This is a genomic window from Bacillus sp. H1a (assembly GCF_000633475.1).
Classification (GTDB): Bacteria; Bacillota; Bacilli; order Bacillales; family Bacillaceae_G; genus Bacillus_A; species Bacillus_A paramycoides.
In genome coordinates, this window is record NZ_AYMH01000043.1 from 139,738 (window position 1) to 157,963 (window position 18,226).

Here is an 18,226-nt window from a genome sequence, read left to right on the forward strand (position 1 = left end):
CAAAAATCCCATCCCACTCGTGAGCATTCCAATTCCAAAAACACAATTGACGATTTGTTTTTTTTACTAACTATGGAATCATTAGGGATTAATTGATAAAATATGTATAGTCACATAAAAAGAGGAGTTACATTCGTGGAAAAAATTATAGACGATCACATAAATAATAATATCGAACTATACTATGCTCTTACGCGATTATTATCATTTACAACATTTAAAAAGGTAACAACTATTGAAACAATGAAATACGAATTAAAAGAGCAGATGAAAACAATTCAGCATACAAGCTCATACCATGTATAAGAAGGTGAACAGATTATATCCCTGTTCACCTTCTATTTTTCATTTTATTTTATTTGTAAACTTTCACACGAGTTTCTAATGGCTGTGATTCCTTATCTCCTGCAGAGACCACTGGTTTACCAAATGGCATTTGCGCAATTAACTTCCAGCTTTCTGGTACATCCCATTCTTTTCTTACTTCATCATCAACTAACGGATTGTAATGTTGTAATGTAGCACCAAAACCTTCAATTTCTAATGCTGTCCAAATCGCAAATTGCAACATTCCTGAAGATTGTTGAGACCATGTAGGGAAATTGTCTTTGTATAACGCAAATTTCTCTTGCAAACTTTCTACTACTTTACTATCTTCGAAATATAGAACTGTTCCATAGCCACTTTTAAATGCATTCATTTTCTCTTCAGTAGGGGCAAAATTATTTTCAGGTACAATTTTTCGTAACGTTTCTTTCGTAACATCCCATAATTTGTCGTGTTGTTCACCTAGCAATACAACAACTCTTGCACTTTGAGAATTAAAAGCCGAAGGTGTATGTTTCACAGCATGATAAATCACTTCTTGAATTCTTTCATCAGAAACTACTTGCTCTTTACTTATCGCATAAATAGATCTTCTGTCTTCAATTGCTGAGTAAAAATCTTTTGCCATCACAATTCCCTCCAAATTTTATTTGAGGCAGTATCATATGTACGAAGCATATAATGCCCCTTAAACTTATCAATAATAAGTTCTTAACTTAATATTATCAACAAACAAAAACAAACTCAAATGATATCCCTTAATTTTTCACTTCCTATACTTCAAAACACAAAAAACAGCTTATCGTCATTCAAATAAGCTGTCTGTATTTTTTATATAGCGACCTACATTATTCCTTCACTTAATTAACCAATTGAAACGCATAGGACATTAGCTTTTGTGTTTCTGTAAAACGTTTTGTTTTACCTTTTGTGCCCATCACAACTGTAATAATACGACTATCACCTTGTTTTGCAGTACCTGTAAAACAATACCCTGCACTATCTGTAAATCCTGTTTTCAGTCCGTCCATTCCTTCTATATATAAACCTTTATTATTCTTGTTTAACATTTCATTTGTAGTTTTAACATTAATATTATTAAATGCTAACTGACTTTGACTTAAGTGCGTCACTTCTAATATCTCTGGATAATCTTTTATAAGATGATAAGCTAATTTAGCTACGTCAGCTGCTGTCATTTTTGTTTCACTTCCATCAGGCTCCTGCAATCCGGAAGCATTCGCGAATTTTGCTTTATCTGACATTTCTAACTGCTTCGCTTTTTCATTCATTAGTTGGACGAAGTTTTTTTCTGTCTGAGCTATATGTTCTGCTAAAGCGACAGCCGAATTATTAGCCGACTCAATCATTAACGCATGGTATAAATCATTAACAGTTAATGTGTCATTAACTTGCACTGGAATTTTCGCACCCTCTGTTTGTGCCGCTTTCGCACTTATTTTCACTGGATCTTCCCAGCGAACTTTCCCATTATGTATACTCTCTAAAAGAAGATACGCCGTCATCATCTTAGACATACTAGCTGGCGCAAAAGCTTCATTTTCATTATATTGATAAATAATATCTCCATCACTCGCATCGATAATCATAGCTGCTTTTGCATCAATTTCCGGTGGTATGTACTTTTGTGGAACTACTTTTTCAGATAGTCCTGTTTTGGGTAGCTCTGCCACTTGTAAAGGCTGACCCTCTACATTGGTTCCACTCTTTTGAGCTCCTTGGAAAAAGAACCAACATATACCCAAAATGATTACTAGTAGGATTGTTACCTTTTCCCATTTTAACCGCTTCATTTCAAAACTCCTTTAGCAAACCTTTAATACATTCACATTTAACCATAACAACAATTACTTTATATCGTCAAGATTAAATGGCATAATTATTCATCTATAGCAATTATTATTTGAATTCCTTTCATATATGCTACACTAAAAATAATTAAATTTAAGAATATTCAATAATAACACGAGACAAAAACATTATAAATAGAAAGGATTTCTACAAATGATACTTCCAAAAACATTAATATACGGTGATACAATTGGGATCTACTCCCCCTCTTCACCAATAACATATACTTCTCCAAAAAGGTTTGAGCGAGCGAAATTATACTTACAACAGAAAGGATTTCGCATACTAGAAGGCTCACTAACAGGTCAATATGATTTTTATCGTTCAGGAAGCATTCAAGAACGTTCAGAAGAACTAAATGAATTGATTAGAAATCCTAACGTTTCGTGTATCATGTCGACAATTGGAGGAATGAATTCCAATTCATTATTACCTTATATTGATTATGCCGCTTTTCAAAAGAATCCTAAAATAATGATTGGCTATTCAGACGCAACAGCGTTATTACTAGGAATTTATGCAAAAACAGGAATTCCTACATTTTATGGTCCAGCACTTGTTCCTTCTTTTGGTGAATTTGAGCCTTTCGTAGATTACACGTACAAATATTTTACAGATACTTTAATAACTGATCAACCTCTTCCTTACAACATAAACCAGCCGTTATTTTGGTCAGATGAATTTATTAATTGGGAAGAAAAAACGAAGAAAAAAGAACTTCGACCGAACAATTGGATTTCAGTAATTGGCGGAAAAGCTACTGGACGGATTATTGGTGGGAACTTAAACACAATACAAGGTATTTGGGGTAGCCCGTACATGCCACATATTCAAGAAGGTGACATTCTATTTATTGAAGATAGCTCAAAAGATGCAGCTACTATTGAAAGAAGTTTTTCATTACTGAAGATTAACGGCGTATTTGATAAAGTTTCAGGTATCACTCTTGGAAAACATGAGCAATTCGATGATTGTGGTACAAATCGAAAACCTTACGAAATACTACTAGAAGTACTACAAAATCAAAAGATTCCTATTCTAGCGGATTTTGATTGTTGTCATACTCATCCAATGATTACTATGCCAATAGGTATTCAAGTGGCGATGGATGCAACAAATAAAACGATACAAATTATAGAACAGTGGAAAATCTAAAGTACACTACCTCTATTCTCTTCAAAACAAAAGCTACGTATTGCCTTCTATTGTTTTACATTAGAAGACATGATACTATATATTTTGGAATGTGAAAGAATCAACAAAAACTATTTCAATATGCATTCAATATAAATAAGAAGCTATTGATTATATACTTCCATTTTAAATATATGTACTTATACGTAAAAGAGAGTGAATATATGAAACCTACTATTAAAAACTATGTATTTCTACATGTAGCCTTCTTGATATATTCTATCATTATGGTTTACATGAAATGGGCTGCGCAATTCCCTATTGCTTCAATCTCATTTTTCATTGCTTATTTCGGGCTCGTTGTACTTTTATTCGGATATGCAATTCTTTGGCAACAAGTAATTAAGCATTTTGAAATATCAAAAGCATATTCACACCGCGGGATTATTATATTATGGTCAATGCTTTGGTCAGTCTTCCTATTTGGAGATACGATACTGTGGAATCATTTACTTGGTGCAGCTATTATTATCGTCGGAATTGTGGTGGTGACAAAAGATGAATAGTTATATGTTATTATTGATTTTCGGGATAATTTTAGCTAATTACTCACAAATTTTATTAAAAAAGGCTACTTTACAACAATATGATTCTAGAATAAAAGAATATGTGAATCCTTATGTCATCATTGGCTACTCTTTATTTGTAATTAATGCCGGATTAAACGTGATTGCCTTAAAGGGGTTAGCATTAAAACAAGCATCTGCATTAGAATCTTTAAGTTACATCATCATATTAATTTTCGGCTGGTATTTCTTAGGAGAAAAAATAACAAAACGAAAAATCATCGGCAACATTATTATCGTCGTTGGTGTAATCGTTTATTGTATACAATAAAAAGATCCGTTTATTACAAACGGATCTTTTTATTATTGCCCTAAATTTTGAATTTTATCTTTCAAATCACGAACTTGTTCTATCGTCTGCATGAGCTCAGAGTTTTTAAACTGCTCTACATCCATTTTTCCTTCCTCTACCTTTTTCATAGAGGCATCAATTAATGTATTTAACTTTTCATTATATCCGACAATTTGCTGGTGAAGATCCTTCGCTACATCTGGTGGTGTTAATTCATTAAAAGCTGGTATATCTTGTTTAATTTCACTAAGTTTCGTTTCCAATTCTTTTCGAGCTTCCCCATCATTAATAGCCTTTTCAGCTAATGCTGGTGCTTCATTTGCAAATGCGCTTATTTTATTCACATAGTCTGTCGCCTTTTGAGCATAATCTATGGAGTTCTTCCCTTCCTCTACTAGCGAGCATCCCATTAAACCAATTGAAACTACAATTGAAAGTAAGATTGTTTTTGTAAACTTCATTTTTACCTCCTAAATACTTGTCATACTTTTATACATTTATAAACACATAGTTTTCTTCTTATACATTCTAGAGAAATCATTTTTCTCCTTTTCAACGTGTATTTCGTACAATATATAATTTTTTTACATTTCTACCTCGTGACTACCTTCATTTAAATATAAAAACAGACATACTTATTTTAAGTATATCTGTTTTCGGGGGCTCATCACTCATCTATCCTGCATCAACTGCGTGTAAAATCCCGATTGGTACGGGAAACACCCCCACCACTCTATCCTCTTACATGCCCTATTACCGTTACAATATCTATTTCTATATGTACACTAATAATATCCTCTATAATGTCGGTATATCCTTGTCCTAAAGGTGTTCCGTAATGTAATAAAATCTCCTTTTTTTCATACACTGACTTCGGTATTGTAAAAATAAATCTCCTCAAATTCCGTTCATCAGCAGGTTCCATAATTAAAATGATACCATCTTCTTCAAACATATAATCACGCCTTCCAACAATCCATTCACTATGGCTCAAGTATTGCCTTGAATGGATAGGTTTTAAACACCCTTTCTCACAATATAAAGCTAAACTTTAATCATTACATACTCATCTCGCTACTACATCATATACAACGATGCCACGAATACGCGTAAAAAAACACAAACCTTGAACTATCAAGAATTTGTGTTTTTCTGCATTTCATTCTTATATACCTTTATCAAGCTCGTATAACCTACGATATTTCTCATTTTCTTTCAGTAACTGTTCATGACTACCTTGCATAGCGATTTGACCATCATCAAGGAAAATAACTTCATCGACATGTTCAATCCCTACTAAATGATGGGTGATCCATATAACTGTCTTTTCTTCAGTTGCAGAAAACATCGTTTCTATTAAAGACAATTCCGTTTTAGGATCTAAACCGATAGTCGGCTCATCAAGTACAATGATTGGCGCTTCTTGCATAAGAGTTCTTGCAAAAGCTACCCTTTGCCTCTCCCCGCCAGAAAATCTCTTACCCATTTCATGCATTTTTGTTTGGAATCCATCAGGAAGAGAAGCAATATGTGAAGCTAGTTGCGCTTTCTCTAGAGCCTTCCATATCTCTTCATCAGTAGCATCTGGTTTACCAATTCGCACATTATTTCCAATTGTCGTATCGAATAAATGTGGTTTTTGGTTTAATACAGAAATATATTTTGACAAAAGGTTCGTATGAGCTTGTTCACCATTCAATAGAACTTGGCCATTCACCGGACGTAGCGCACCAGTTAACAATTTTAATAAAGTAGATTTCCCTGTTCCACTTCTACCTAAAATAGCAATTTTCTTTCCTGCCTTTATGTGTAATGATACACCTTTTAATACCGGCTCGTTACTATTCGGATAATTATACGATATATTATTCAGTTCAATATCTATATGTTTTTGTGCAACGTAATCTTTATCTCCAGGTAACTCATTTCCATCTTGCAGAACGCTATCACTTTCTACGCTATTAAGCCTATGAGCAGATTCTACATATGATGGAATTCGATCGATAGCATCCGATACAGGAATAAGCACATTTGTCACAGATAATGTCATTAATACGAAGGCTGCGATAACTGTAGGGGCAATCTGTTCACTTGCAGATTGATTTCCAGTCCACATAATCATTGAAATGACGACAATACCTACTATTAAATGAATGATACTGTCTCGAATATGGTACCAGCGTTTCACTCTTTTCTCTGTCTTTAACAACTGAGCATTTTGCGCTACATACTCATTAATAAATTCATCTTTTCTACCACTCGCCTGCCAATCAGATAGCCCAAATACAGCATCTGTCAGTTGCTGATACAAACGATTTCTTCCTCGTTTCAAAGTAACATGATGTCGTTTCATCAAGAGTAGCGATACGAACGGAATAAGAAAAACGATAACAGCTAACATACACCCTGCGATAAGTGCAAATACTAAGTCAAATGCACCGATAACAAGAACGAAGATGCTATATACAACTAGTGCTAATATACTAGGGAATATCGTACGCAAATATAGGTTTTGTAAATGCTCTATATCCTCAGACAATACACCTAGTACATCACCAGTTTGAAATCGCGAGCGAAAAAATAACGCCTGCGGTTCTACAATTTTATATAGTTTTGTCCTCATTTTTTCTAATATACGAAGGACGACATCATGCCCAACTAAACGCTCAACATAATGAAAGACAGCTTGCCCTATACTAAACGCACGCGTTGCAACGATTGGAACATATACAGCCATTACATTTTCTGGTCTGAGAGCAGATTTAGAAATTAAATAACCTGAAATGAAAAGTAACATCGCACCTGAACTAACTCCAAGAAGCCCGAGGAAAATAGTCAAAGTCATCCTACCTTTATTTTGCTTTATATAAGGTCTAATCCAGTTACTCATCTCTCTCCCCTCCCTTTCCCATGAAAATGTAATGACTCTTTATCTAAAAGCTCTTCATATGTTCCACTTTCTATTATCTTGCCTTTATTTAAAATAACAATATGATCCATCTGTTTCATCCAATGCAAACGATGTGTTGCAAGAAATACTAACTTACCTTTAAACAGACGTAACATCGCTTGTTTTATTTCAAATTCAGTTTCAATATCAAGATGTGCCGTAGGCTCATCTAATAAAATGATTGGTTTATTACTCAAAAGTGCACGTGCCATCGCAACACGTTGTTCCTGTCCACCACTTAGCATACGCCCACCTTCCCCAATTCTTTCGTGCATCCCATTCGGAAGCGATGCAACAAGTGAACGAAGACCTACCTCATCTATAACTCTCTCAACTTCTTCATCAGTAATATTTGTTTCATAGAAACAAATATTATCTTTTAATGAAAGTGGAAAAATATAAGGTTGCTGCGGAATATAAGCAATATTTTTTTGCCAACTATCACGAGTAGATGCATCAATTCCCACACCGTTTATAATCATATTTCCATCGGACGGATTTAGAAATCCTGCTATCACATCTATTAACGTTGATTTCCCTGCTCCACTTTCACCAATAATGCCAATAGCACCGTTCCCTTTCCAAGTGAAGTGAACCTCGTCTAATATGGCCTTTTCAGATTCTTCATTATTAACTTTTATATTTTGTAGTTTTATGCTGCTCAAAGAATCCCACGTTATATCTACATTTGAATCTTTCGGTTCCATAGCTTTTTGTTGTTTTACGATTTCTTCAATTTGCTCCATTGCAATTTGTCCATCTAATGTTGCATGATAGTTCGCCCCAACTTGCTTAATTGGTAGAAAATATTCGGGAGCTAAAATTAGAATAGTAAGAGCCGGCAATAAAAGAATCGTTCCGTCTATTAAACGAATACCTAAACCTACTGCTACAAAGGCAATTGATAAACTCGTAAAGAAATCTAGTGCAAAAGAAGAAAGAAAAGCAACTCGCAAAGTACGAAGTGTTGCTTTTCTATATCTTTTACTTACTTTTTCAATTTTCCCTTCATGCTGCTTACTTTTCCCTAAATACTTTAATGTCTCTAATCCTTTTAGCGTATCTACAAGGTGATTTGAAAGTACACGATACGTATCATATTGGTTATCAGCCATTTTCTGCGCTGCTAATCCTAAAAGGATCATAAATATAATAACGATCGGGATCGTTACAACTAAAATGATTCCAGACTCTATATCTAGTGTAAAAACATATAAAACAACAAGCGCCGGAACGATACAACTTCGAATCATTCGAGGGATTGTTAATTCAATATATGTTTTGAATTTCTCTATCCCTTCAATCGATAAGGTAACCAGATGACCAGTCCCGTTCGTTTGGACAAATCTCGGCCCTAATGTAAAATATGCTTCTATTAACTGTTTGCGTAATGCTAATCCTGTTTTTTCAGCGAAACGCTCAACCAATATTTGCGATGTTCGCACTAATATTTGACGTGCTGCAAACGTGATTCCAAAATAAACAACTTCATTTAGTACAGCTTGCACTGTTTCTCCATGAAATAAAAAAGTGATTGCTCGTGCTAAAAATACTGTCTGTGCAATAATACTACACGCCTCTAAAACACTAATAAGGCTTAATGTTACATATAAAGCTCGGCTACCAGGATACGATGGAAGTCCTCTTTTTCTTTTCATTAGTACTCCAAATCTTTTTCTGACTTAACAGGTTGTCTAAATACATAGAAACTCCATATTTGACTACCAATAACAAACGGTAAAATAGCAAGTGCAAAATAACTCATTAATTTTAATGCATAAGGCCCTGATGCCGCATTATAAATTGTCAAATCATTCGCCGCTCCTAATGAACTAATCATGACACGCGGGAACATGCCGATAAACACACTCGCACTTAATAAAATGATTGTTAAACTCGTCATAAAGAAAGCCCAACCATCTCTTCTTCTCTTATTTAATAACGTAGATACAAATAACGCTACGAAAGCTCCAATCGGAACCATTATCCACTCTGAACCATGTGCAACGAAAATATCTGTTTTCCATAACCCTACACCTGCAAAAACAAGAAGAATTATTAATGTAATAGGTGCGATTTTTGTTGCGGCAATACGTGCACGTTCTCGCAGTTTTCCTGTTGTACGTATAGTAAGAAATTGTAAACCATGAACAATACATAGAAGAAGAAACATTACTCCTCCAAGTAACGCAAATGGATGAAGTAACTTCATGAATCCACCTACAACATTTTTACTTTCATCAATTGGTACACCTACCATAAAGTTTGCAATTGCAACTCCCCAAAGGATAGGCGGTAGGAGACTTCCAATAAACATGCCCCAATCCCAAAAACCTTTCCATTTATGATTCTCTATTTTCGCACGGAATTTAAAGGAAACACCTCTTATAATTAAAGCAAGAAGCATAAATACAAAAGGAATGTAAAACCCACTAAATAGAGTTGCATACCAGTGCGGGAATGCCGCGAACATAGCGCCACCAGCACAAACAAGCCACACTTCATTCGCGTGCCAAAATGGCCCAATTGTATTTAGGTAAATTCTTTTTTCTAAATCGTTCTTTCCTAAAAATCTTGAAACTATACCTACACCGAAATCGAAACCTTCAAGTACAAAGAAGCCTACAAATAAGATTGAGATAACTACAAACCACAATTCATTAAGAGATAACATAATCTTCCTCCTTATCAAATGGATCATGGCTTTGATAATCCTTTTTCGCTTTCTTATTCGCATGACCTTTAATGATACGAACGAATAAGTAAATAGTAATTCCTCCGATAATTAAATATAGTGATGTGAATGAAATAAGAGAGAATAATACTTCTCCAAATGTAACGTTTGGAGATACAGCATCTTCTGTTTTCATAACACCGAAGACGACCCAAGGTTGACGTCCCATTTCAGTCATAATCCACCCTACTGTATTACCGATAAACGGTAGTGCAATTGCATATACCATTATTTTTAAATACCAAGGTTTTTCAGTTAAGCGATCTTTTCTTGATAAGAACCATCCGTATGCTCCAAGAAGCAACATGAACGTTCCACTCATTACCATCGCTCTAAAACTCCAAAACATTGTGTGTACTGGTGGAATATAATCTCCAGGTCCATATTTTTCTTCATATTGCTTTTGAATTTGATTCATTCCTTCTACTTGACCACTAAATTTATCGTATGACAATAGACTTAGCATGTAAGGAATTTGAATTTCAAACGAATTTTCTTTCTTCTCTGTATCAATTTTCGCAAATACTGTAAATGGTGCTGGGTCCTCACTCGTATTCCATAATGCTTCAGCTGCAGCCATTTTCATCGGATGTGTCTTAATTAAATTTTGCGCTTGTGCATGACCGAAGAATAATACCAATGCTGTTGAAATCGTTCCAACAACGATAGAAACTCGGAAAGACTTCTTAAACACCTCAGTCTCTTGTTGTTTTGTAATTTTCCATGCACTGACACCAGCAATAAAGAATGCACCTGTTGCAAGTGCCGCTGTAATTGTATGTGGGAATTGCACCCATAATTGTGGATTTTGAATAATCGCCAAGAAATCATTCATTTGTGCACGTCCATCTGCTGCCATTTCATATCCTACAGGAGCTTGCATAAATGCATTTGCAGTTAAAATCCAAAATGCTGATAACATTGTTCCAATTGAAAGGAGCCAAATACATAAAAGGTGAATTCGCTTAGGAAGTTTATCCTCACCGAATACCCATAAACCTAGGAATGTAGACTCAATGAAAAATGCTAATAAACCTTCAATTGCAAGTGATGGTCCGAAAACATCACCAACAAAACGTGAATACGTTGACCAGTTCATACCAAACTGAAATTCTTGTAAAATACCTGTTACAACTCCTACTGCGAAGTTAACAAGGAATATTTGTGTCCAAAACTTTGTCATCTTCTTATAAACTTCTTGTCCCTTTACCACATACAACGTTTGCATTAACGCGATGATAAAAGCTAAGCCAATAGATAGCGGAACGAAAAAGTAATGAAAAATCGTTGTAGATGCAAATTGTATTCGTGCCAATTCGAGCGTATCCATGCTAAACTCACTTCCTTCATAATTTTTATATCGTAATATCGATTGAATTGTATGAATTCACTTCATAATGAACAATCCAATCATTTGGAAATACAAAAGATAAATTCGTTTATGTACTTTTTGAAAATATAAATTGTCAGTTTTTTTGATAATTACAAAAGAACTTTTTTACACGATTTATCTTTTCACTATTTCTGTAGTGTTTTATTCGTTAATCGAATTGTATAATATACTCACATAATAAATTCAGCTGATTTTTGACGTATTATTGACATCATTTTGTCTGAAATATGTCATTTGTAATTTTTTTGAATTAGATTTTTCATATTATAAAAACGTATTTTTCAAACATAAAACAAACTCATTTATCAATAATAATTACGTTTTTCTCTTCATACACTTGACTTTCTCATGAAAAAATGTCCTCGAAACCACTCTCAGAAAACACTTGATTTTTGTCAAGAGAAAAATGTATTTCCAAAATTCAAACTAATAATATTGTTATTCACAAATAGAAAAAAACTTCCCTTTCCCTAGACAAAAAGTTTGTTTTTTTGTCATTTTTTCAAATTGTATTCAGTTTGAATTTGTCCATCCCGCATTGAATATTAGCTCATGCCAATCGGGTGGCCACTAAATAATGGGATTAATATAAAAAAGTACCGAGAATAGATTATATTCTCGGTACTTTTATCATTATTTCGTTGTATATTTTCTAACAGCCGGCATAATTTCAGTAGCAATCAATTCAATGTTTTTCTCAATCTTATCAAATGGTACACCGCCAAAATCAATTTGTGCCATAAAACGTTGCTGTCCAAATAATTCATATTGGTAAAGCATTTTTTCAATTATTTGTTGTGGGCTACCTATCATTAACGCGTCACGGTAATCTACTGCATTTGTAAATTGTTGTTTTGGATACCCGCCACCACGTAGTGCAAGCATACCAGCATTAATATGAGGATAATATTCACTCAGGGCATCTTGTGAATTTTCTGCTGTATAAAATAAACTTGTAGTCGCAATTGGCAATGTTGCTGGATCAAAACCACTTTGTTCAGCAGCTTCACGATATGCATCAACTGAAACTTTAAAATTAACTGCTGGACCACCAAGTGTCGTAAGCATCATTGGTACACCCGCGTGTCCTGCCTTAATTGCACTAGCAGGTGGTCCCCCAACAGCACGCCAAATTGGCATATTGTTATTTTTAGCTCTCGGTATAATTACCGCATGCTCAAGTGGCATTCTAAACTGCCCCTTCCATGTAACACTTTCTTCTTTATTTATTTTTAATAAAAGATCCATCTTCTCTTCAAATAATTCTTCATAATCATTTACATCATAACCAAGTAAACTATATCCTCCAATACGAGATCCACGACCAGCAACGATTTCAGCACGACCATTAGAAATTAAATCAATTGTGGCAAAGTCTTCATATACACGCACCGGATCTGACGTACTTAATACTGTCGCAGAACTCGCAATTTTAATGTTTTTCGTAGCTTGTGCAATAGCCCCTAAAATAACTGTATGAGCTTGCGTTGTAAAATGTGCTTGATGACTTTCACCGATAGCAAACACATCAAGTCCTGCTTCATCCGCCAATTTACTTGTTTCAATTAATTCATGGATTCGCTTTTCCGCACTAACTTTCGAACCATTGTGCGGATTTAAAATATGATCCCCAATTGAATATAGTCCAAATTCAATTCCTTTACTTGTATCAATTCGATATTTTTCCATAGTTGCTCTCTCCCTTTTAATTAAGTGGTGCTAACTTCTCTTCTATTTCTTTTCTTCTCTCTTCTAAAAATGGTGGTAAATCAAGCCCTTTTCCTAATTCTTCAACTGCTGAATCTACAGTAAATCCTGGTCCATCCGTCGCAATCTCAAATAAAATTCCATTTGATTCACGGAAATATAAGCTTTTAAAATAAAAACGATCGATAATCCCTGTTGATTGAAACCCTTTATCTTTCACTGCTTCATTCCAATAACTCAGTTCTTCATCATTTTTCACACGAATAGCTAAATGATGAATACTTCCTTTACCAGGTCTTTCACTCTCTCCCTCTTGCTGTTTCACCAAAATTTCTCCAAAAGATTGGCCAGCGATAGATTGATAAATCCCCTCATCGTCTGAACGAGATACTTCTTTATAACCAAACAAATCTGTTAGTGTTTTTGATAATTTATTTAAACTGCGTACTGTCATTTCAACTGTTCCCATACCTAAAATACGATGATTTTCCTCTACAGAAGAATCATCCCATGCAGTCCAATATTCAGGCACTTCTTCACTTTTATTATTTAGTAGCACTAACCGTAAACCGTCCGGATCTTCAAAGTGCAGAGCATCACGACCCGCGTATGTTGTAATTTCTCCATGAGTCACTTGCAATGATTCAAAACGTTTCTTCCAAAATGTAAGACTCTCTGACGAAGGTACGAGTAAACCTATTTGTGTGATTGCATTTGTACCACGAACTGTTCTACCTACATTCGGCATTTCAAAAAATGATAATTCAGTTCCTGCACTACCTGTTAAATCACCATAAAACAAATGATACATAAATGGATTATCTTGATTGACTGTCTTTTTCACCCGGCGTAGCCCTAACACATTTTGATAAAAATCATTATTCACTTGTGCATTTTTTGTCACCATCGAAATGTGGTGATGTCCTGGAATTGTGTACATAATATTTCCTCCTCTGACTATCACTTGATTAGTCAATTGATAGTGTAAAAAAAATTACTCGTGTGGTAATTCTTTTTTTTCACTATGCTTATGAACTTTTGTCATTAACTCGTATAGTATTTTCTGTTCTTCCTCATTCAATACATCATCAAAAAATGATGATTGAAATGCAAGTTGCTCTGGTAATGATCTTTCTAATACCGCTTCACCCTTATCAGTAAGGCTAATCGTTTTCGTTTTCCATTCTTGTTTTCGTGCAATATATCCTTCTTTTTCAAGGCGTGTTAACATTCGAGAAATACCACCTTGTGTAACGGTAACTTTCTCCGCTAACTCCATTTGTGTAAGTGGTTGATAAATTCGTATTTGCATAAGTACATCAAATTGAGCTGTCGTCAAATCAAAACGTTTCAAAAACTCATTTGACATCTGATTACTTTGGTTCGTAAATCGTATTAATCGTAACCAGATTAACGATCCTATCGTATTTTCACGCATGTTTTATCACTTCCTATCGTTAATCTCACTATCACTTTACCAATCAAGTGATAGTAATGCAAGTGAAAATTACATATATTTTCTTCACTCTGATATACAGCAGAAAGAACCCATCTTACAATGGATTTTTTCCGTACAATCATTTTTATAATCTTTATCGTGAGATGTGTAAAATCTCATAAATTGTAATACCGTTCATTGCATTAATTTCAGGCTTCTCTTCATAAAAACTAAATTGACTATATCCCCATTTATCTGGATTATAAACTAATATATTCCCTAAATTCTTTTCTGTATCTTGCGCATTTTGATGCACAGTATTAAATTGAGTCCCAATCAAAGATTTACTTTGAGAGATACTTCCTGCATATTCAACAATATATCTACTCTTCTGAAAATCATCACTTAGATTAACAACTAAAGGAACACCAATATTAATTTGTTGCCATCCAAATGAGTCTAAAATATTGTCGTAATAACCATCAAAGATAAATCTATTCATCCCTTCATGGTTATTCCATATATATAATGGAGCGTAACAATTAAATAAATTTTCATTTTCCCCTGCTTCAGTAATTAAATATGCTTTAAAATTTAGGTCTTGAAAATCGTCTGTTTTATACCCATTATTTTTTATCCTTTGTCTAATTATCCCCATATCATAATCTTTTGGCAAAATGACCTTATATTGCATCCCAATCATGTTTATCACTCACTTTCGATATTATATACATAATGATAAATCGATGTTGGATCGGTGTAAAATAGGTATAAATTATGCTTGGTATCATTTATAATGATACCAAATAAGGGGTTGAAATGAATGGAAATAAATGATCTTATCATATTTAAAACTGTAGCTAATGAAGGCTCTATTAGTAAAGCTGCTAAAGAGTTAGGTTATGTGCAACCAAATGTAACTGAGCGAATCAAAAAATTAGAACAAGAATTAGAAACACCTTTATTACATAGAGATAACAAGGGGGTTTCACTGCTACCTTCAGGTGACATTTTGTTAGATTATACGAATAAAATATTGAATTTATTAGAGGAAGCTAAAAATGAAATTAAAACGAACACTTCTTATCGAATAGCGACGTCACAATCTATTTTAGCTAGTTATTTGAGTGTACGTATTAAAGAAAATTTCAGAAATTATCAAGTATATATAGAAAGTAGTAGCCATCTCCAAAAACTGTTACAAAAAGTTGATATGGTCATAACTTATGAGGATAATCTAGATTCCACCTTTAACAAAGTATTCAGTACAACAATTTCTATTGGCTTATTAAAAGCAAAAGAAAAGTGTAAAGTCGACTATTCAAAGGAACTATTTTTCGTTAGTAACGATACGAAGTGCCCCTTTAGAAATCGGACAATACAATTTCTAAAAGAAAACAATCTATCTCAGCGTCAACTTCAACAGTTAGACTCTTATTCACTTATTGAAGAATTTATTGCTGAAGGAAATGGTATAGCTTTTTTACCGATTAAAAATGATAAATTAGCACCAATTGAAGATGTGGCGATTGAAAAATTATCTATTAACTTCTTTACAACTCAAGACTTAGAAAAAGAGATTCCAGGTGAACTATTTAACAAATAAGGCCGTTATACTTGTTATATTTTTTCGGCAAATCGATATCCCTTGTCGAATCGCTGATATATTTCAAGTTGCGGTCGATAAATTTTAAAAATCGCTGATATATTTCGAGTTGCGGTCGATATATTCGAAAAATCGCCGATATAATTTCATTTATTATCGTACAGCTCAACAAAATAAAAAGAGATGTTACCTAGTTAAAAAGTTCAACTACTAGGGCATCCCTTTTCATCTTGGAGACTTGCCTCATTATCCATACATTTCATTAGACTTTACACGTTCTGCTCCACCCCGGTGCTTTTCTCCTTCTTACTTCTTTTTAAATTCTTCAACTTCTTAAACGTTCCAACTAATCCTTTCGGAAAAACTAGAAGCACGATAATATACAACAAACCAAGAATAATCGTCCATCGTTCAAAAATCGGATACTCAGTCGCTAGTTCTGATAAATAATATTTCAGTGATTCAATAATCCCAGCTCCAGCAATGGCTCCGATTAACGTTCCAACTCCTCCGATCATTGTCATCAATAATGCATTTAGCGTCATATCAATTGAAAATACCGTCGTATTTACAAAACGCAATGTGATAACGAATAATCCTCCGCTAATCGCAGCTACTATCCCTGCCACTACACTCGCGATAATTTTATAATGAAGAACTTTATACCCAAGTGCTTCAACACGTTGTTCATTTTGTGAAATTGCCTTTAATACTTTTCCAATAGAAGATTTTGTGAACAATCGTAACAAAATAAAAATAGTAATTAAACATATAAGTGTTACGTAATAATACGTAAAACGATCACGGAATATATCTGGTACACCAAATGTAAATCCATCTCCTCCATGAGTCAGTGAACGCCATTTTTCAGCAAGTACAAAAAACAATTGGGAAATAGCGAGCGTTAACATTGCATAAAAATGACTTTTCAAACGTAACGAAAGCAAACCGATTATATAGCTTACAATAGCTGAAATAATTACAGCGGCCGCTATTCCTATAAAAAAGTTCGTTATCGATATTCCTTGCCGATCAAATAATAGTGCTACCCCATATGCTCCTATACCAAAGAACATGCAATGACCAAATGAAACAATACCTGTATATCCAAGCAGCACATCAAAACTCATAGCGAAAATAGCAAAGATGAAGATTTGAGTGAACAAAATTAACAAGCTCCGTGAATCATTTACGAACGGAAATACACTTAAACAAATGAGCATAAATAATCCAAAGTATACTTTGATTCGATCCGATATGCTGTTCACCATTTCACCCCTTTTCACCAACGAGCCCCGTTGGCTTCACTATCAAGAAAAATAGTAACATTAACATATTGATTGCAAGCGATAAATCTGGCATAAAATACGCTGTAAAAGCTCCGGCTAAACCGACGATTAAAGAAGCTATCGCCGAACCTTGTACACTACCTAATCCTCCAATGATAACTACTATAAAAGCTAAAATTGCGTACTGCATGCCCATCTCAGCGAAAATAACGCCTGAATATGGTGCAAGTAGGAAACCACCTAACGCAGCCATCCCCGCTCCTAATAAAAAGACAAACGAGAATATCGCTTTTACGTTAATACCAAGGGCCTGAACCATCTCTTTATCCATTACACCCGCGCGAATCATTAGTCCTATCTTTGTTTTTTTCAGCAGTAATAGTAAAGCAATGTAAATTAGTATCCCAACTAAAATGACGAATAGGCGATATTTAATTAGTATAACGCCTCCAAATGTAAAACTTCCTTGTAACCATAACGGTAATTTTGCCCCAATGGGATTTGGTCCCCAAAATATTTTGATGCACTCGCTAAGAACGAGCATTCCTCCGAGCGTAACGAGAAGCTGCCGAACATGGTTTCCATACACTGGCCTAATAAGAAATCTTTCTAAAATGAAACCAAGAAACATCCCCATAGCGACTGCTCCAATTAGCGCTAATAAATAACTCCCTGTCATATTGAATAACCAAACGCCTGTAAATGCTCCCCATGCAAATAAACCGCCATGTGCAAAATTCAGTACGCTCATTAAACCGAAAATAAGTGATAGACCAGACGCTAATAAAAAAATAAGCATCCCTGTCGAAACGCCGTTTACAAATAAGTTAATTAGCACATCCACGTTCTATCCCCCCG

19 protein-coding genes are annotated in these 18,226 nt (G+C 34.4%); 5 read left to right on the forward strand and 14 right to left on the reverse strand.

Features of this window, described 5'->3' with window-relative positions; all coding sequences use genetic code 11:
• The first annotated feature begins 135 nt into the window (after positions 1-135).
• The gene (locus U860_RS36000; protein WP_081806825.1) at positions 136-306 is read left to right on the forward strand and encodes a hypothetical protein; all 171 of its coding nucleotides are present in this window, start codon (positions 136-138) and stop codon (positions 304-306) included.
• A gap of 49 nt (positions 307-355) precedes the next feature.
• Here the strand turns inward: U860_RS36000 and U860_RS0120640 are convergent, their stop codons facing one another.
• A complete protein-coding gene (locus U860_RS0120640) occupies positions 356-955 on the reverse strand; it encodes a nitroreductase family protein (RefSeq protein WP_029953046.1) in 600 nt (199 codons plus the stop codon).
• Between the two features lie 232 nt (positions 956-1,187).
• Positions 1,188-2,141 carry a D-alanyl-D-alanine carboxypeptidase family protein gene (locus U860_RS0120645; protein ID WP_025150002.1) on the reverse strand — a complete coding sequence of 318 codons (954 nt, stop codon included), beginning with the start codon at positions 2,139-2,141 and terminating at the stop codon, positions 1,188-1,190.
• Positions 2,142-2,352: 211 nt separating this feature from the next.
• On the opposite strand from U860_RS0120645, the gene U860_RS0120650 reads away from it, so the two are divergent.
• The 3 genes from U860_RS0120650 (at position 2,353) to U860_RS0120660 (ending at position 4,230) form a co-directional block, all read left to right on the forward strand.
• A complete protein-coding gene (locus U860_RS0120650) occupies positions 2,353-3,354 on the forward strand; it encodes a S66 peptidase family protein (RefSeq protein ID WP_025150003.1) in 1,002 nt (333 codons plus the stop codon).
• Between the two features lie 203 nt (positions 3,355-3,557).
• Entirely contained in the window at positions 3,558-3,899 is a 342-nt protein-coding gene (locus tag U860_RS0120655) for an EamA family transporter (RefSeq protein WP_025150004.1), read from the forward strand.
• Complete coding sequence (locus U860_RS0120660; RefSeq protein WP_025150005.1) at positions 3,892-4,230, forward strand: EamA family transporter; 339 nt, start codon at positions 3,892-3,894, stop codon at positions 4,228-4,230. Before U860_RS0120655 ends, U860_RS0120660 begins: the two co-directional genes overlap by 8 nt.
• A 32-nt stretch (positions 4,231-4,262) precedes the next feature.
• On the opposite strand, the gene U860_RS0120665 is transcribed toward U860_RS0120660, so the two are convergent.
• The 10 genes from U860_RS0120665 to U860_RS0120710 form a co-directional block, all read right to left on the reverse strand.
• Positions 4,263-4,712 (reverse strand): DUF6376 family protein, encoded by a 450-nt coding sequence (locus U860_RS0120665; protein ID WP_025150006.1) that lies wholly within the window; start codon positions 4,710-4,712, stop codon positions 4,263-4,265.
• A 272-nt stretch (positions 4,713-4,984) separates the two neighbouring features.
• Positions 4,985-5,206 (reverse strand): hypothetical protein, encoded by a 222-nt coding sequence (locus U860_RS0120670; RefSeq protein ID WP_002171443.1) that lies wholly within the window; start codon positions 5,204-5,206, stop codon positions 4,985-4,987.
• Between the two features lie 210 nt (positions 5,207-5,416).
• Complete coding sequence (gene cydC, locus U860_RS0120675; RefSeq protein ID WP_025150007.1) at positions 5,417-7,141, reverse strand: thiol reductant ABC exporter subunit CydC; 1,725 nt, start codon at positions 7,139-7,141, stop codon at positions 5,417-5,419.
• Complete coding sequence (gene cydD / locus U860_RS0120680) at positions 7,138-8,859, reverse strand: thiol reductant ABC exporter subunit CydD (protein ID WP_025150008.1); 1,722 nt, start codon at positions 8,857-8,859, stop codon at positions 7,138-7,140. Before cydD ends, cydC begins: the two co-directional genes overlap by 4 nt.
• Entirely contained in the window at positions 8,859-9,875 is a 1,017-nt protein-coding gene (gene cydB, locus U860_RS0120685; protein WP_025150009.1) for a cytochrome d ubiquinol oxidase subunit II, read from the reverse strand. Before cydB ends, cydD begins: the two co-directional genes overlap by 1 nt.
• Positions 9,862-11,265: a cytochrome ubiquinol oxidase subunit I gene (gene cydA, locus U860_RS0120690; RefSeq protein WP_025150010.1), complete on the reverse strand. Its 1,404-nt coding sequence runs from the start codon at positions 11,263-11,265 to the stop codon at positions 9,862-9,864. Before cydA ends, cydB begins: the two co-directional genes overlap by 14 nt.
• Positions 11,266-11,961: 696 nt before the next feature.
• Entirely contained in the window at positions 11,962-13,017 is a 1,056-nt protein-coding gene (locus U860_RS0120695) for an LLM class flavin-dependent oxidoreductase (protein ID WP_025150011.1), read from the reverse strand.
• A gap of 16 nt (positions 13,018-13,033) precedes the next feature.
• The gene (locus U860_RS0120700; protein ID WP_025150012.1) at positions 13,034-13,975 is read right to left on the reverse strand and encodes a ring-cleaving dioxygenase; all 942 of its coding nucleotides are present in this window, start codon (positions 13,973-13,975) and stop codon (positions 13,034-13,036) included.
• Between the two features lie 54 nt (positions 13,976-14,029).
• A complete protein-coding gene (locus U860_RS0120705) occupies positions 14,030-14,473 on the reverse strand; it encodes a MarR family transcriptional regulator (RefSeq protein WP_025150013.1) in 444 nt (147 codons plus the stop codon).
• Positions 14,474-14,627: 154 nt separating this feature from the next.
• A complete protein-coding gene (locus U860_RS0120710; protein WP_025150014.1) occupies positions 14,628-15,176 on the reverse strand; it encodes a DUF4865 family protein in 549 nt (182 codons plus the stop codon).
• A gap of 120 nt (positions 15,177-15,296) precedes the next feature.
• Between U860_RS0120710 and U860_RS0120715 the strand changes: the two genes are divergently transcribed.
• A complete protein-coding gene (locus tag U860_RS0120715) occupies positions 15,297-16,079 on the forward strand; it encodes a LysR family transcriptional regulator (RefSeq protein ID WP_025150015.1) in 783 nt (260 codons plus the stop codon).
• A 269-nt stretch (positions 16,080-16,348) separates the two neighbouring features.
• Here U860_RS0120715 and U860_RS0120720 read toward each other — a convergent pair whose 3' ends face one another.
• Positions 16,349-17,302, reverse strand: coding sequence for a branched-chain amino acid ABC transporter permease (locus tag U860_RS0120720; protein WP_025150016.1), 954 nt, complete (start codon positions 17,300-17,302; stop codon positions 16,349-16,351).
• Between the two features lie 49 nt (positions 17,303-17,351).
• Entirely contained in the window at positions 17,352-18,212 is an 861-nt protein-coding gene (locus tag U860_RS0120725) for a branched-chain amino acid ABC transporter permease (protein WP_025150017.1), read from the reverse strand.
• Between the last annotated feature and the right edge of the window lie 14 nt (positions 18,213-18,226).

Excerpts from the sequence above, each read along its gene's own strand:
- cydC (WP_025150007.1), bottom strand. The coding sequence starts at position 7,141 with ATGAGTAACTGGATTAGACCTTATATAAAGCAAAATAAAGGTAGGATG.
- cydA (WP_025150010.1), bottom strand. The coding sequence starts at position 11,265 with ATGGATACGCTCGAATTGGCACGAATACAATTTGCATCTACAACGATT.
- U860_RS0120660 (WP_025150005.1), top strand. The coding sequence starts at position 3,892 with ATGAATAGTTATATGTTATTATTGATTTTCGGGATAATTTTAGCTAAT.
- U860_RS0120645 (WP_025150002.1), bottom strand. The coding sequence starts at position 2,141 with ATGAAGCGGTTAAAATGGGAAAAGGTAACAATCCTACTAGTAATCATT.
- U860_RS0120720 (WP_025150016.1), bottom strand. The coding sequence starts at position 17,302 with ATGCTCATTTGTTTAAGTGTATTTCCGTTCGTAAATGATTCACGGAGC.
- U860_RS0120695 (WP_025150011.1), bottom strand. The coding sequence starts at position 13,017 with ATGGAAAAATATCGAATTGATACAAGTAAAGGAATTGAATTTGGACTA.
- U860_RS0120640 (WP_029953046.1), bottom strand. The coding sequence starts at position 955 with ATGGCAAAAGATTTTTACTCAGCAATTGAAGACAGAAGATCTATTTAT.
- U860_RS0120665 (WP_025150006.1), bottom strand. The coding sequence starts at position 4,712 with ATGAAGTTTACAAAAACAATCTTACTTTCAATTGTAGTTTCAATTGGT.
- U860_RS0120705 (WP_025150013.1), bottom strand. The coding sequence starts at position 14,473 with ATGCGTGAAAATACGATAGGATCGTTAATCTGGTTACGATTAATACGA.
- cydB (WP_025150009.1), bottom strand. The coding sequence starts at position 9,875 with ATGTTATCTCTTAATGAATTGTGGTTTGTAGTTATCTCAATCTTATTT.
- U860_RS0120670 (WP_002171443.1), bottom strand. The coding sequence starts at position 5,206 with ATGTTTGAAGAAGATGGTATCATTTTAATTATGGAACCTGCTGATGAA.
- U860_RS0120715 (WP_025150015.1), top strand. The coding sequence starts at position 15,297 with ATGGAAATAAATGATCTTATCATATTTAAAACTGTAGCTAATGAAGGC.
- U860_RS0120700 (WP_025150012.1), bottom strand. The coding sequence starts at position 13,975 with ATGTACACAATTCCAGGACATCACCACATTTCGATGGTGACAAAAAAT.
- U860_RS0120655 (WP_025150004.1), top strand. The coding sequence starts at position 3,558 with ATGAAACCTACTATTAAAAACTATGTATTTCTACATGTAGCCTTCTTG.
- cydD (WP_025150008.1), bottom strand. The coding sequence starts at position 8,859 with ATGAAAAGAAAAAGAGGACTTCCATCGTATCCTGGTAGCCGAGCTTTA.
- U860_RS0120710 (WP_025150014.1), bottom strand. The coding sequence starts at position 15,176 with ATGATTGGGATGCAATATAAGGTCATTTTGCCAAAAGATTATGATATG.
- U860_RS0120650 (WP_025150003.1), top strand. The coding sequence starts at position 2,353 with ATGATACTTCCAAAAACATTAATATACGGTGATACAATTGGGATCTAC.